The following is a 13841-nucleotide window of genomic DNA, read 5'->3' as shown; positions in this document are numbered from 1 at the left end:
GCCTCTTCTGAAATGCCTCCGTAGCTCATCTGGATAGAGCGTCCCCCTCCTAAGGGGAAGGTAGCAGGTTCGAGTCCTGCCGGGGGTACCATTTTACCTTTACCTTAACACCATACGCCGCCACTCCACACGCACTTTCCCTGTCGCATTTCGAGCAAGAAGCCACTCTCGTGTACGACGCCCCCTACGACTTATGTCGCAGAAAATTTTTCAAAGACCTCTTGTTCGGCATTATTTGTTGTTCTAACATTCAACTGGTCTGACCGGTTTGACCAGAACATTCCAAAACAGCAAACCGGCACGTAACTCGGTGGCCATAGCGCTTCGGCGACCGTTTTTTTACACAAAACAAAAAGTCAGCGTCAGCCTTCACGTTCACAATCCCGGGGCTTTCGGCAGATGACAAGACAATCGAATAGGAGCTCCCAATGAAAAACGCCTTCACTCCATTAATTTCTACACTCGCAGTTTCCATGGCGCTGTCATCTGGCATGGCATACGCCGCAGACTACACGCTTCGCCTAAGTCATACCGGTGCTCCTGGCCACCACTACCAAACCATTACCGAACAATTTGCTGACGAAATCGCAGAGAAAACGAATGGTGCGGTCGAGATTCAAATTTTCCCGGCTGATCAGTTGGGCAATCAGCTGGAATCCGTGGAAGGCACCATGATCGGCACACTGGAAATGACCCTGGCATCGGATACCGTGCTTTCCAACTGGGTTCCGGATATGGGGGCATTGAACTTGCCTTTCCTGTTCGCGGATATGGATGAGTACCTTGAGGTAGTCGAAGGTCCGGTTGGCGAAATGCTGAGCGAGAAAGTGGAACAGCAAGGCGCAGTAATTCTCGGCTGGTGGGGCAACGGCATGCGCCATGTCACGAACTCGGTTCGCCCGATTAATCATCCCGAAGATCTTAAAGGGCTTAAAATCCGGGTTCCTGAAGGCAAAGTGTTTGTCGACACATTCAATACACTTGGCGCTGGCGCGACGGTTATGTCCTTCGGAGAACTATATTCCGCCCTGCAACTAGGCGTTGTAGACGGCCAGGAAAACCCGCCGGCACACATCCTGACTCAAAACTTCAACGAGGTTCAGGATTATGTATCGCGGACCGGTCACATCCACATGGGATCTCCGCTGATCATGAGTGCTTATTTGTTCAACAGCATGCCGGAAGACATCCAGAAAACTCTGCTGGAAGTTGGCCATGAGTACAACCGCAAACACATTGATTTGATTGCAGAACTGGAAGCCCAACAATGGCAGCTTGTTGAAGAGCGCGGCATGAAAATCAATGACGTAGACAAGGCAGAATTCCGTAAGGCTGTTCAGCCGGTGTACGACGATGCCAAGGGCCGGTTCAGTCCAGAGATTCTCAACCAGCTCACCCAGTAACTCTCTCAGCACCCAGACCCCGCTGAAACCAATAATCGTAAGTTTCGGCGGTGGTCAAAGGACCGGTTTATGAACAGAAAAGATCACCCTTCCTCATCAGGCTTTCGAAAATCACTCATCTCGCTGTGTGACAAGATCGCGGCGGCTTGCCATGTGATTGCCGCAGTTGCCGTCTGCGTGATGCTGTCTCTGGTAGTGATTCAAGTGGTGTTTCGATATTTGCTCAACACGCCAATCGGGTGGACGCAGGAAATCTCCGTCTTCTCAATGATGCTCGCCGTTATGTCAGGCATGGCTGTGGCGTTCTGGCGTGGTGAACATTTCAAGGTCTCGGTTATCGCCGACAAGCTGCCGACAATCGTCGGCAAGATTTTCGGTTTTGTCTCACAACTGATCACGATCGCCTTTCTCACCGTGGTGGTTTGGTTCAGCTATAAGCTTGCGCTCCGAGCCATGATGCAAGTTTCACCAACCACGGGGATCCCTGTTGGCTATGTCCAGTTTTTCCTAACCGGAGGCTGCTTCATTGCTGCGTTCCTCCTTACAGTCAAAACCGTGCTGCGCCACGACACCATCAGTGACGAAAATGCTGTCCTCGCGGAACAAGTATCATGATTGAAATTCTTATCTTCACATTTATCGCTTTTTTGTTAATCGGTGTCCCGGTAGCCATTGCGTTGGGTGCCGCCAGTACTCTTGCCATCTATTTCGGAAGCCACATTCCGCTGCTGGTCGTCGCGCAAAAGATGTTCCAAGGTTTGAATAATTTTTCATTCCTTGCGATCCCCTTGTTCCTGCTGGCCGGCGCTCTCATGTATGAAGCCAAGTTGTCAGAACGCTTGGTTGGCATGGCCAGCCGTCTGGTAGGCAGACGCCCCGGCGGATTGGCTAATGTTGCGACAACGTCCTCCGCTTTCTTTGGTGCAATCTCAGGTTCAGCGCCGGCAACCACTGCCGCCGTGGGCACTGTCTTGATCCCTTCCATGAAGAAAACCAGTTATACCGCTGCGGGTTCTGGTGCCGTTGTGGCTGCATCGGGTGCGCTTGGGCTGATCATTCCTCCGAGTATCACCATGGTGATTTACGGCGTAATTTCCGGTGTCTCCATTGGTGAATTGTTCATCAACGGCATTATTCCCGGAATCCTGTTGACGCTCGCCATTTGTTTGCTGAACTGGTGGCGCGGCAGAAGGAACGTCGATAGCGTCAATCTTGATTCCGAGATGCCCTCTCCTGGCGAGCGCTTTAAAAATCTGGCGGCACTGCTGATGCCTGTCATTATTATTGTCGGAATTTATTCAGGCGCCTTTACGCCAACCGAGTCGGCAGCCGTGGCCTGTGTTTATGGCCTGATAATCGGGGTCTTCCTATACAAAAGCCTGGGATTGACCGAAATCAAACGCGCCTTTATGAACACAGCCGCCACAACTGCCGTCATTATGTTTCTGATGGTCTGTGCCAATGTCTTCGCTTTCGTGATAACCACGGAGCGTGTTCCTCAACTCTTCTCAGCATGGGTGATGAGCATCACCACTGACCCAACAATGGTCATGCTCATGATGCTGGGTCTGCTGATCGTGGTTGGTACGTTCCTGGACAACGTTTCCGCTTTGGTTCTTTTGGTGCCAACGCTCGTGGCTATCACCTCAGCGGTCGGCATCGATCCCATGTATTTCGGCGTATTCACCATCATCGCCTTGGCGGTCGGTCAGTTTACCCCTCCAGTTGGGCTAAACCTGTACATTGCCGCCAATATTGCGAACGAATCCGTGGAAAAAATCAGCCTGGCCGTGCTTCCGTTCGTTGCTGTATACGTGACCGCACTGCTGATTTTCGTCGCGTTCCCGAATCTCTTAACTCTGTTCTCTTAACGATATGACTATGAAAGATACCGTTGTACTCATTTCTCTGGGCGGCACTATTGCCAGTCTTCCCGACAGCTCCGGGCGTGCCATCGCTGGTGCTCTTTCGGGTAAAGAGCTATTGGACACCCTAAAGATCGAGAGCGATGGCCCGGTTGAAGTCATTACGCTCTTACAGAAACCCAGTAATGCCCTTACCACGGCTGATCTGCTGCAGCTACGAACTTTATGTTTAGAGCAGGCAGAGCGCCCTGAGGTTGCGGGATTAGTGGTCTCGCAAGGCACTGATACGCTGGAAGATACGGCTTATTTTTTGGACACCACTTTGGCGCTGACAGACACTGCATTGGTCGTGACCGGCGCCCAACGCGTACCTTATGCGCCCGGTTCCGATGCCGGTCCCAACCTTCGCGATGCAATCAAAGTAGCGGGCGCCACCGAAGCCCGGGGCGCGGGTACAGTGGTTGTATTCAATGAAGAAATCCATTCTGCAGCCTCTGTACGCAAAGTCAGCAGCTATCAGCTTAACGGCTTTGCTTCCCCCGGCGTTGGTCCTCTGGGATTCGTCGACGGCGATGAAGTCCGCCTGAATCATCGTCTGCAGCGTTCGTCCACGATTGTCCCGGGTGAGCAACTGCCCCGGGTTGATATTTTACCGGTCGCAATCGACGCATCTCCGGCTCTGCTTGAAGCCTCGGTGACCAGTGGTACGCAAGGCCTTGTGCTTGACGCTATCGGCCGAGGCCATATTCCGCCCAGCTGGATTGAGCCGCTGCGCAAAGCAATCAGCAGAGGCATCCCGGTAGTGGTTGCATCATCAACTCACTGGGGCCGCATTGCCGAGGTCTATGAATACCCTGGATCGCTGGCAGAGCAGGTTTCTCTGGGTGCCCTAAAAGCAAATCACCTGAACGCTCGAAAGGCCCGCCTGAGGTTGATGTGCGCCTTATCTGGGAACACCCCTATCGAGCAATCCATCTTTGCCTAACGACCCCGCAGTCGCAAAAAGTTAATACGCAGGAGCCAAAATGAATTCTTATAATATTGCTGTCATACCCGGTGACGGTGTTGGTGTTGAAGTCACCGAAGCCACCCTTAAAGTTCTTCTGGCCGCGGCCGAAAAATTTGGTTTCAATCTGGCACCGACCCAATACGAGTGGGGTTGCGAGTATTACGTTGAGCACGGCGAGATGATGCCTGCAGACGGTTTGTCACAACTGAAAAAAAGCGATGCCATATACTTAGGCGCCGTAGGCTGGCCCGAAAAGGTCTGTGACAGTGTGTCCCTGCACGGGCTTTTATTACCAATTCGCAAGCAGTTCGATCAGTTTGTAAATATGCGCCCTCACCGTCTGCTGACGGGCACCTCTGGACCGCTGAAGAAAACCAAGTTCGATATTCTGTGCATTCGCGAAAACACCGAAGGCGAATACTCCGGCGCTGGCGGTCGTGTGCATATGGGCAACCCGCATGAGGTGGCGGTAGAAACGTCGGTCTTTACGCGCCACGGTGTGGAACGTCTGCTGCGATTTGGTTTTGAACAAGCTAGACAGCGCTCCGGGAAGCTGGCCTCTATCACCAAATCCAACGCGCAAAAATACTCAATGGTGTTCTGGGATGAAATCACGGAAGAACTGTCTGCCGAATATCCCGACGTTACGGTGGAGCGCTACCACGTGGATGCCGCGGCTGCCCGTATGATTACCCACCCTGAAAGCTTTGACGTGATCGTTGCCTCTAACCTATTTGGTGACATTCTCAGTGACATCGGCGCGGCCATTCAAGGCGGCCTCGGATTCGCAGCATCTGCCAACATCAATCCAAGCCGTGAATTGCCATCAATGTTCGAACCCGTGCACGGCTCTGCGCCTGATATTGCAGGCCAGGGTAAAGCCAACCCCGTGGCCGCCGTATGGTCTGGCGCGATGATGCTGGAGCACCTTGGCGAAGCGAAAGCGGCACAGGCGATCATGGCAGCACTGAACGACGTTCTGGCCTCGCCAGACAACTGCACGCCAGATATGGGCGGCAAGGCGACAACCTCAGAATTGGCCGATGCAATTGTGAAGGCTATCTAGTCAATCGCCTCCCGGAATTGCTCTTTGATAAACTTCCGCCAATAACAATCACCCTCAAAGCATGTTCGAGAGGCGCATAGACAGAAAATGCTCAACAATGCGATAGCAAAAACGCTTCAGACCAAGATACTGAATGGCGAATACGCCCCGGGAGAGGCCCTCCCCGGGCAGCGTGCACTGGCAGCCGAGCTGGGCGTTAGTCGCCCAGCTCTCAGAGAAGCGCTGAGCATTCTCGAGACTCTGGGTCTAATTGACATTCGTCAGGCGCGAGGTGTGTTTGTTCCTGATCCGAAACACAGCACCAGCAACAGCGATAACCGAACGAATCGTCGAAACAAAGAGGTGTTTCAGTTTCGTTTAGCAGCAGAACCCTATGCGGCAGCCATGGCCAGCCGCCTGCGCACGGACGAAGATCTGGAACGTTTGAAGGGCACTGTTTATCGCATGCGCTATGCGCTCGATGAAGGGCAGTTGATCGATGCGGTTCAGGAAGATTTTAACTTTCACCACATCATCTTCTCGATTCTTCAGAACTCCATTTTTACCGACACGCGTCGGCGCCTGGCCACCGACATTCATACGGCACAGTGCAAACCGCTGCGCAACAAGGAAGAACTGATGAAGCCACTGGAAGAGCATCAGGAGATCATTGCAGCGATCGAGGCTCAATCGCCGGAACGTGCAAGCGCCGCCATGGCCTATCACATCCGTGCGGCGGCCCTCAGAGGCGGCTTACAGGACAACGATCTTTAATAGCGCACCTGACTTAATCTAGAAAACGTTCAAACATTTCGGCCAAACCACCGCCGAGTAACAATATAGCGGAGAATGGAGATGAGTGAATCTGCCCTGCAACTGATTGCCGAGCCTTTAACGGCAGAGGCATTTGCTGATTTCGGTGACGTGATTGATCACCGTGGCAGCGAGTACTTCATGATTAACGGAGGGCTAACCCAGCGTCATCATGATTTAGCCAAGGTCGAAACTCTCGGCGCAGAGGCTCGCGCTCTGATCAGCATTTTCATTACTCAGCCAGTTCGAATACCTTTGGAGCTCAGCTTCCTTGAACGTCACCCGCTAGGTAGCCAGGCATTTATGCCTCTGCAGGGTGAACGCTTTGTGATTGTCGTCGCCCCGGCAGGTGACGTTATCGACCCAGCTCAAGTGCGCGCATTCGTGACCGATGGAAACCAAGGCATTAACTACCGGGCGGGCACTTGGCATGCTATTCAATCGGTACTGTACTCCGAGGGCCGTTTTCTGGTTGTCGATCGCGGTGGTGAAGGCCACAACTGCGAAGAGTACCCCATTAACTTACAGGTAACGCTCGGCTAGACGCTAACGTTACACCGGCCCGTGATCAATCTTCGTGAGCGCTTCATTCACTTGAAACACTTTGGCATTCACCACAGGAACACCGAAACTCTTGAGCCTCGCGGTGTGCATGTCCAGGTACTTATCGGCGCTGTCTGAATCTTCAAACAGATAAATCCCCCCGGCCTCCTTCGTGGCCGGATTCTCGGTCCAGACTTTCCAGATAAGCCCGGGCTCTTCGGCAATGGATTCGGCCAGTTCTTTCATCGCATCTGTCATTTCCTGCCCGAAAGGCCCGTCGAACGGGAAATCAACCTGCAATAATGTTTTCATAAAGAACACTCCTCTTGAGCAGACAAAATCGTCTGATTTCTCTTGTTTCTATCAATAATGAGATAGCGCCATTATCCTAGGATCGTCGAACCGGAATAAGCCCATGCACCGTTCTGGCCAGCCAACTTATCCCCACAAGTAAGGGAAGAAGAACGAGAAACCAGCCCGGCAGCTGAATCATCCACGCAGGACCCCCCAATACCGACGCCGCACCCGCGAACACATCATTGAGAATAGAAGGGTGCGTCACAACCACATAAGCCAACGCCATGAAAGCGGGCCATTTGGCGTTGCTCACTATCGCCGATGCCATTTGACCGGCACGCGCCAGTCGAGTGGAATAGCTGGCCGTTCGTGTCGATACAGATGCGGTCCGAGCAGTATTCGCAGCCACTCTGCCCGCTTTGAGGAACTTCACCGCGCTGCCAATGATCACGGCATCTACCGCCGCCCAGCCAAAATCGCTGGCACGGAGTTCTTGATCCGTTCGGTATCGGGTTTCCAGCGTACGAATGCCGCTGGTGAAGAACCGGGTAACCCCTTCGGTGATTCGCTCGGTCCAGATCCATTCAATACTACCGTCCGGTGCCACTCGAAACTGGCCGGTGAAATCATCGCCTTCTTTATTGGCAAATTTCACGGCGTACCACGCCCGTTGTTCAGGACTCAACGCAGCGTCGCCGCCGGTAATGCGATTTAATACTTCAATGCTGGTCACCGGGTTTCGGTAGAAGTGAATAACCGGCGGAATGAGCTTTTCACCCTGCGCTCTCAATGCCAGCCTGAATTCAGGCTCTTCACCAAAAAGCTCAAGCACCATGGACGTCTGATCAGGATACACATGCAAGGCAGAGAGTGTTTTTAGCCATAGCAAGGAATCTGTTTGGTAATCCAGCAACAGTGCCTGTATCGGCAGCGGCTGCTCAAGTAATTGGGGATGGTGTCCGAAATGGTCATGGGCAGCAATAGAAATTAACCGCTCCTCTACCATCATGGGTTTGGCGAAGGCGGCAATCAAGCCTGCTACCAGCAAAGCCAGCACTGCAGGCCCAACAAGCCTATGCTTGCTCATATTCCCGGACCAACTCTTCGAGAAAATGCATTCCGGCAGAACTTAAAAAATACCGGTTTGCACCACCGCTGAACATCAGGTTGCGCTTAACCAAGTAGTCCAGCGCTTCCGACAACCCTTTTTCAAAGCGGGCCGCACGCAGGATTTCCAGATATTCGTCATCGGCGCCCATCGCGATCAAATCCTGCTCCCCTAGCCCCGCATCAGGGCGCGCCAGATACTCAAGATCACGGCCACTGCGGGCGAAATATCGACCAATCAACAGAAGAACCACTTGTACCCGAAAGGCGTTTTCATCGTGTTCTTCGGCTTCATCGTCACTGCTTTCTTTCAGGAAGAAAAAGGCGCCGTCATCGTTAAACACCAGCTCGCATCCGAGGTGTTCGTAAAACGTCCGGAAATGAGACAGGTGGTTGTAAAGCAGGTTATACAAAGGGTTCGCCACCAGTTCGGAGCGATTGTTGTCCCAAAGCTCCCGAACAATGACACGTCCAGCCTGAAATTCCCGGTATAGAGCGGCACTGTGGGCCGGCAGGACTTCATCGAAGCTACTAGGGTGCTGGTCCGTTTGCAGGCTGTTCAGGTCAGTCATGATGTTTCTCTGCTTGTAATTCCAATCGACGCTTACGATAAACAAACTGTTCAGAGGCCGGTTCTGTCTTATCCACTGCTTCTTGCGATGTTTCCAGTGCACGGAACCGGTTGGTGGTGACCACCTGAAAACCATCAGGCGGGGTATTCACCATGCGATTCAGAGCGGCCAATAAATCCGGGAACCGATACCCCGGAATAAACCCTTCCAGCCGACCATGAAGCTCTCGCACCAAATCATTGGTTGGCCGAAGCTCCAGCGTTTCCAGCCATTGATAGAGCTGATTGATACGGTGAACATCCACTCGGGCCGCACGGCCACTGCCCTCCACTTGCTGCAACTCAGGGACTTCTGCCTTGCGTCGCAAATCCGCCAAGCGTAAATCCAGCTCACTGAACAACAACTGGTAATAGCTGGGCGAACTACCAAAGGCGTAATGCTTCGGGCGCTGTTGCGCTCTTAACCCCACCAGAAAACCGGTGCTTCGGGCGAAATCGCTGCCTTCGAGCCATTTGCGCCGCAGGCTCAAGGTTTCGGTTTCTCCCTTGAGTTCCCGCAGCTTGCCATAGAAATGCTCCATGGCGTTGTATTGCACCATGCCCCGGCGGGTTTTGCGCAGGAAGTGCTCCACCTCGTGGGCCACCGCTTGAATCGGCTTGTAGAGTGCATTCAGGCTGAGGGATGAACGAAACAGCTGGTCGGCCAGATTGTGGTCGCCGTGGGTTTCCAGCAAGCGAACCATGGCTTCCAGAGTTTCGAACAGATTGCTGCCATCGGGAAGCCGCGTATCGGGATTCAAAAACACCAAGGTAGGTTTGATGTGACGTTCATACAACGTCACGATCTGTTCCAACAGGTTCTGCCGGAACTCAAGAAACTTCTCCGGTGCCCGGCTGGCATCACCGGACAGCTCCGCAAATTGCGCGCTGATGGTTTGCATGCGCAGAACATTCTGGCGTAACAGGCCGATCAGCTGACTGACTCGCTCGTTCAGGTCATCCCGCAGTTCGGTAAAATCCGGGTCGGCTTCACTAAAGCTGCTGATTTCCAGCCGGTTGCGAACGTCCCGTAAAGTCACCAAATGGCCTCGCAGGCGTGCGTCGGTCAACTCCTGATACAGAGAGGCGTTGCAGGCGCGCATCAGGTTAATTAGCGCATCCTGAAACACCAACCGACGTTCGCCTTCGGCTTTGATGATGTCGATCACCAAGCCCGATCGAAACAGGTTGTCGGTGTTCATCGCCAGCCGCACCCGATCACGATCGGCACCGGACAGGCTGCGGGTGTATTCCATCACCTCGGCAACCAGGTCACTTTCACGAACATAACGGGCTTCGTGCCGGTCCATACGTTCAATCAACCGAAACAGAATCTTCGGGTGATCAAACAACAACCGGGTGGTATCCAGCGTGCTGAAACGCTTACTCATCCGCCAGCTCCAACAGACTGTTCTGGGTATGATCCGCCCAGTGACTGACGGGTTCACCACCGGTGAAACCTTCAGCGCCGCCCCAGAACACCAATGTTCGTTGCGGGCTATAAGGGCGCGACGTACGCATCTGCCCCACTTCCAAATGGCGGCCAATGAGATAAATCACTTCGGCACTGGCACTGTGCGTGGCGGCGGAGAACAGGTTAAAGCCCTGCTGACTGAGCCGGTCAAGCAGTCCCGGCATCTGGCTGACATCCACGCTGGCCAACTCATCCAGTACCATCGGGAACGACAGTTGCACGCCCGGGTACAACACTCGCTTGAGCAATCGGTACACCAACTCCAGGTTAATAAGGGCCGTCGTGGACGTTGACTGGCCCTTCTTATCCAGGCTGGTGGCATTTTCTTTTCGGGTTCGGTAAGAAATGCCGGTGATCACCTTATCCATCGTCAGGCGTTTGCTGCCCTGCTCATCAAAGAAATCCGCCACGAACACCCGCAGCCTGTCATAAAAAGCCTCGGACTGAAGCTGATTGCCGTAAGGGTCGATGTTGTTGGCTTCTTCCACCAGATTGCGGAATTTCGGATCGGTGTGAATATCCACCCGAATTTCCACCAGATCGTTAATCTGTACCCCTTCCAGTTCCCGGTTGAGCTGGGCTTCGAAACGGCTGATGAATTCGTGGTTGGAGGTCAGCGCCTGTACGTAGCTGGCCACGGTTTCGTTATGAACCGAGATCTGCTCGTTCAGAACGCGCCAGCGCTCAGTCAGCGCAGCAAACAGGTCTGACAACCCTTTAAAGGTGTCACGGATAACCGCCGACGAAGGGCTGTCTTTTTGCAGTTCACCGGCGGTGTCTTCATACACGCCCAGATACACGAATTGGCGCAAGTGATCGAGAATGTTCCGGCGCAGGGCCTCAAGCTCATCCAGCTGGTTTTGCAGGTCATCAAAGGCGGCCACGGACACCTTTTCCACCGCTAATGGCTGCTCAGCCTGAACCGCTTTCAGGTGCTGGAACCGGTGCTCTGCCGTACCCACGCTTCGGCTCAGTTGCGCCAGTTCCCGCTCCCGTTCCTCGATGCGTTCTTTCTCGGCCCGGGCTTTTGCAGCTTTTTGCTGCACCGCGTCCATTTTCTCCTGCTCCAGCCGGGCTTGCTCATTCAGCTTGGCCAGCGTCTCTTCCGCGGCTTTACGCTCTTCTGTCGCATCTCTCAGGGTGGTTTCTGCGGCCGGGTAGCGGGCTAGCGTCTCCAGATCTTTATCGATGGCCCGAAGTTCTTTTTCTGTGCGCTCAATCAACCGGGGTCGGTCCTGCTCGTTATCCGCGGTGTCGGCCAGCTCCGAACGCTCTTTCTCCAAGCCGTTCAGCTCCCCTTCCAGGCGACGGCGCTGTTCTGCATAGTCTTCCTGCCGCGCTGGTTGCCCCGGGTACTCGATATCAAACCAGTCGTACCCCTTGCCGTTAGGGGCAAACAAACTGGCAAAGGCCTCGATAATGGATTTACTCGCGGAGTCCAGCGTTTGCCCGGGACTGGCCAGCATCAGCTTCGGGTCTACGGCACGCAAGGGGGCTGCAACCGCCTCATCCAGCTGGTTCTGCAACTGCCACTGCTGCTTGCTTTCCCGTTCCGTGAGCGCGGTCAGTTTGCTTTCCAGATTGCGCTTCTGGGTGTCAATCTTAGCCAAGCGTATTTCCGCCTGCGCGGCGCTTTTCAAAGCGTTCAGATGGCTCTGTTTGTTTTCCCTGTCTTCTTTTAAGACCTCATCGATTTCCTGCAGCGTCATGGAGCCGTATTGGGCAATTAGCAACTCGCCATTTTGCTTGTCCTGCTCGGCACGTTTCAGGTTTCGTTCAGCCGCACGCACCTCCCCTTTCAAGCTATTGGTTTCCTGTTCCAGCTTTTTCAGGGTTTGCACAACATGCTTCAGGGTTTCATTCTGCTCGTTATAAGCCTCCACGGCGGTTCGCCGCTGTGCGCCTACTTGCTCCAATGCAGCCGTGAGCCCCTCCCGGAAAGCCGCAAAGTCATGCTGGCTTCGCAGTAGCGTCCGATACTTCTGATAATCACCGTTCAGTTTTTCATAACGCGGGCGTTCTTTCTCAATACGGTTAAGCTGGGTTTGCTGCTGCTTTAGATGGTCGTGATGGTTCAGGAATTCATCGATATTGAAATCAAAGGCATCGTCTGAAAACTTCTTATCAGCCTCGACAATACTGGCCACCGCGTTGGCCATGGCTCGATCATCCGCCTTCATTTCAAACAGCAGAAGAATCAGTGTGCGCAGCGATTGCACTTTGCGTTCATCTGATTCACCCAAAGGCAAAACGGAGTAGCGCACTGCGTCTGCGTTCATAAGCTCACTGCTATAAAGCATCGACTTCAGACGCGCCGGGTCATTCACAAAACGAGTGTCTTTCGACAGCTTTTTCAGAGATTCAGATAGCCGGCTGAAGGATAATTCCGGAACTGCCTGACCAATGCCGTCCGGGTCATCGCCATTCCAGAAAAGGGGTCGTAACTGCTCATAAGGCACTGGCACAAAGGCCCGACCATAACTCAGCTGACTGCTGTTATCCCGGTACAAAATCTGGCAATGGGTACCGGCGGGGTTCTCAGCTTCCATAATCAGGAAACTGAACTTACCCGGGAAATAATGCTGATAGCTTTCTTCGTTGCTGTAGAAGCTACCGGCGCTGGCGTTTCGAAAAGCAAATTTCTTCCGGCTGTTCTTGAAGTTGTTTTCAGGCAACAGGAACAAACGCAGGGAATTCAATAAACTGGATTTACCCAAGTTTCCCGGCCCCAAAATCAAGCCGTGGTGCGTCACGGGAATCTCCACGTAACAGAAGCCGGCCGAATCCACCAACACCAAGCGGCGAACGCCAAAGGTGAACGCGCTGGGGCTCGCCTGTGAATCAGTCATCCAGAATCATCTCCTGTTCCATAAATTTACCCGTGCTGCGAAACGCTCGCGCCAAACCAATAAACCCCAGATCTTCCGCCAGCGAGACGGCTTTTGTAAACCGTTCCGTGTTTTTCGGGAGCATCCGAAAACGCCTCAACCAAGGCGACCACTCTGACGGTTGCACAAAGCAGGCTTTGTCGCCCAGTACGCGAGCCATGGTAGCGAACATCTGCAAACCGCCCATATCGTAATCAAAGGCGCAGTACACCTTTCGATACCCCGCCAGCCATTGCAGGCTGGAAGCCTGAGTAATCCGGTTGCCTCCACCCAGTACTACATCACAGTTGGCGAGCGCTAACGGAATACCCAGTGCCTCGCTGGAAAATTTGAGCATGTGCCGGTAACGATAAAAGTTTTCCTCATTTTCGATCACCAATACATCGGTGGCTGACACGAAACCCATATCCACCTCGCCGCCGACAACGACGACTGTATCGGGCCGAGGGCCGGGTTGTCTCTGGTGGTACGCAAGCACAAAGCTCACTGCCGTTACATGGCGGTGAGAGTCGCCCTGTTTGGCCGCTTCCAAGCGATTGACAGGCGCCTCTGCAGTCTCAACTAGTTTAGAAAAAGCTGCATCATCGATCACCGTCACTAACCACCGGTTCACCGAAACCTTCCGAGTCTCGAAGAGGTCCCGGTGCACCCGACGCGCTCGTTCAGGTAGCTTTTTCAAAAACGCGGGATAATTAACCGGCTCACCTCTCCGTATCTTCTCTAGGTAAGTTTTCAAGTTTGCACCTACTATCGAAGTTAACGCAGCCACGGCTTCAACTTGAAAACT

The 13841-nt window shown here is 53.5% G+C and carries 13 protein-coding genes and 1 tRNA gene; 8 read left to right on the top strand and 6 right to left on the bottom strand.

Going from position 1 to position 13841, the window contains the following annotated elements; all coding sequences use genetic code 11:
* Window positions 1-14 precede the first annotated feature (14 nt).
* The 8 genes from JAO79_RS15245 (at window position 15) to JAO79_RS15210 (ending at window position 6678) form a co-directional block, all read left to right on the top strand.
* Window positions 15-91, top strand: a tRNA-Arg gene (locus tag JAO79_RS15245).
* Window positions 92-428: 337 nt separating this feature from the next.
* Window positions 429-1403 carry a TRAP transporter substrate-binding protein gene (locus JAO79_RS15240; RefSeq protein ID WP_199008081.1) on the top strand — a complete coding sequence of 325 codons (975 nt, stop codon included), beginning with the start codon at window positions 429-431 and terminating at the stop codon, window positions 1401-1403.
* Window positions 1404-1472: 69 nt separating this feature from the next.
* Entirely contained in the window at window positions 1473-2018 is a 546-nt protein-coding gene (locus JAO79_RS15235; protein ID WP_199008080.1) for a TRAP transporter small permease, read from the top strand.
* Window positions 2015-3274 carry a TRAP transporter large permease gene (locus tag JAO79_RS15230; protein WP_199008079.1) on the top strand — a complete coding sequence of 420 codons (1260 nt, stop codon included), beginning with the start codon at window positions 2015-2017 and terminating at the stop codon, window positions 3272-3274. Before JAO79_RS15235 ends, JAO79_RS15230 begins: the two co-directional genes overlap by 4 nt.
* Window positions 3275-3284: 10 nt before the next feature.
* Window positions 3285-4253, top strand: coding sequence for an asparaginase (locus tag JAO79_RS15225; protein WP_199008078.1), 969 nt, complete (start codon window positions 3285-3287; stop codon window positions 4251-4253).
* Between the two features lie 40 nt (window positions 4254-4293).
* Window positions 4294-5343 (top strand): tartrate dehydrogenase, encoded by a 1050-nt coding sequence (locus tag JAO79_RS15220; RefSeq protein ID WP_199008077.1) that lies wholly within the window; start codon window positions 4294-4296, stop codon window positions 5341-5343.
* Between the two features lie 87 nt (window positions 5344-5430).
* Complete coding sequence (locus JAO79_RS15215; RefSeq protein ID WP_199008076.1) at window positions 5431-6096, top strand: FadR/GntR family transcriptional regulator; 666 nt, start codon at window positions 5431-5433, stop codon at window positions 6094-6096.
* An 81-nt stretch (window positions 6097-6177) separates the two neighbouring features.
* Window positions 6178-6678, top strand: a complete 501-nt coding sequence (locus JAO79_RS15210) for an ureidoglycolate lyase (RefSeq protein ID WP_199008075.1) — start codon at window positions 6178-6180, stop codon at window positions 6676-6678.
* 9 nt (window positions 6679-6687) lie between these two features.
* Here the strand turns inward: JAO79_RS15210 and JAO79_RS15205 are convergent, their stop codons facing one another.
* The 6 genes from JAO79_RS15205 to JAO79_RS15180 all read right to left on the bottom strand — a co-directional run bounded on the left by JAO79_RS15205 (window position 6688) and on the right by JAO79_RS15180 (window position 13790).
* Window positions 6688-6990: a monooxygenase gene (locus JAO79_RS15205; RefSeq protein ID WP_199008074.1), complete on the bottom strand. Its 303-nt coding sequence runs from the start codon at window positions 6988-6990 to the stop codon at window positions 6688-6690.
* A 76-nt stretch (window positions 6991-7066) separates the two neighbouring features.
* Window positions 7067-8062 carry a hypothetical protein gene (locus JAO79_RS15200; protein WP_199008073.1) on the bottom strand — a complete coding sequence of 332 codons (996 nt, stop codon included), beginning with the start codon at window positions 8060-8062 and terminating at the stop codon, window positions 7067-7069.
* On the bottom strand, window positions 8049-8654 hold the full coding sequence (locus JAO79_RS15195; protein WP_199008072.1) for a condensin complex protein MksE: 606 nt from the start codon (window positions 8652-8654) through the stop codon (window positions 8049-8051). Before JAO79_RS15195 ends, JAO79_RS15200 begins: the two co-directional genes overlap by 14 nt.
* Complete coding sequence (locus tag JAO79_RS15190) at window positions 8647-10083, bottom strand: hypothetical protein (RefSeq protein ID WP_199008071.1); 1437 nt, start codon at window positions 10081-10083, stop codon at window positions 8647-8649. Before JAO79_RS15190 ends, JAO79_RS15195 begins: the two co-directional genes overlap by 8 nt.
* Window positions 10076-13015, bottom strand: a complete 2940-nt coding sequence (locus tag JAO79_RS15185; RefSeq protein WP_199008070.1) for a hypothetical protein — start codon at window positions 13013-13015, stop codon at window positions 10076-10078. The genes JAO79_RS15190 and JAO79_RS15185 overlap by 8 nt, the downstream gene beginning before the upstream one ends.
* On the bottom strand, window positions 13008-13790 hold the full coding sequence (locus tag JAO79_RS15180; RefSeq protein ID WP_199008069.1) for a hypothetical protein: 783 nt from the start codon (window positions 13788-13790) through the stop codon (window positions 13008-13010). The genes JAO79_RS15185 and JAO79_RS15180 overlap by 8 nt, the downstream gene beginning before the upstream one ends.
* Window positions 13791-13841: the final 51 nt, after the last annotated feature.

The sequence above is a fragment of the Marinobacter litoralis genome (genome assembly GCF_016427555.1).
GTDB lineage: Bacteria > Pseudomonadota > Gammaproteobacteria > Pseudomonadales > Oleiphilaceae > Marinobacter > Marinobacter litoralis_A.
The sequence above is the reverse complement of the archived record's forward strand: the minus strand, read 5'-3'. Positions and strand labels throughout refer to the sequence as shown.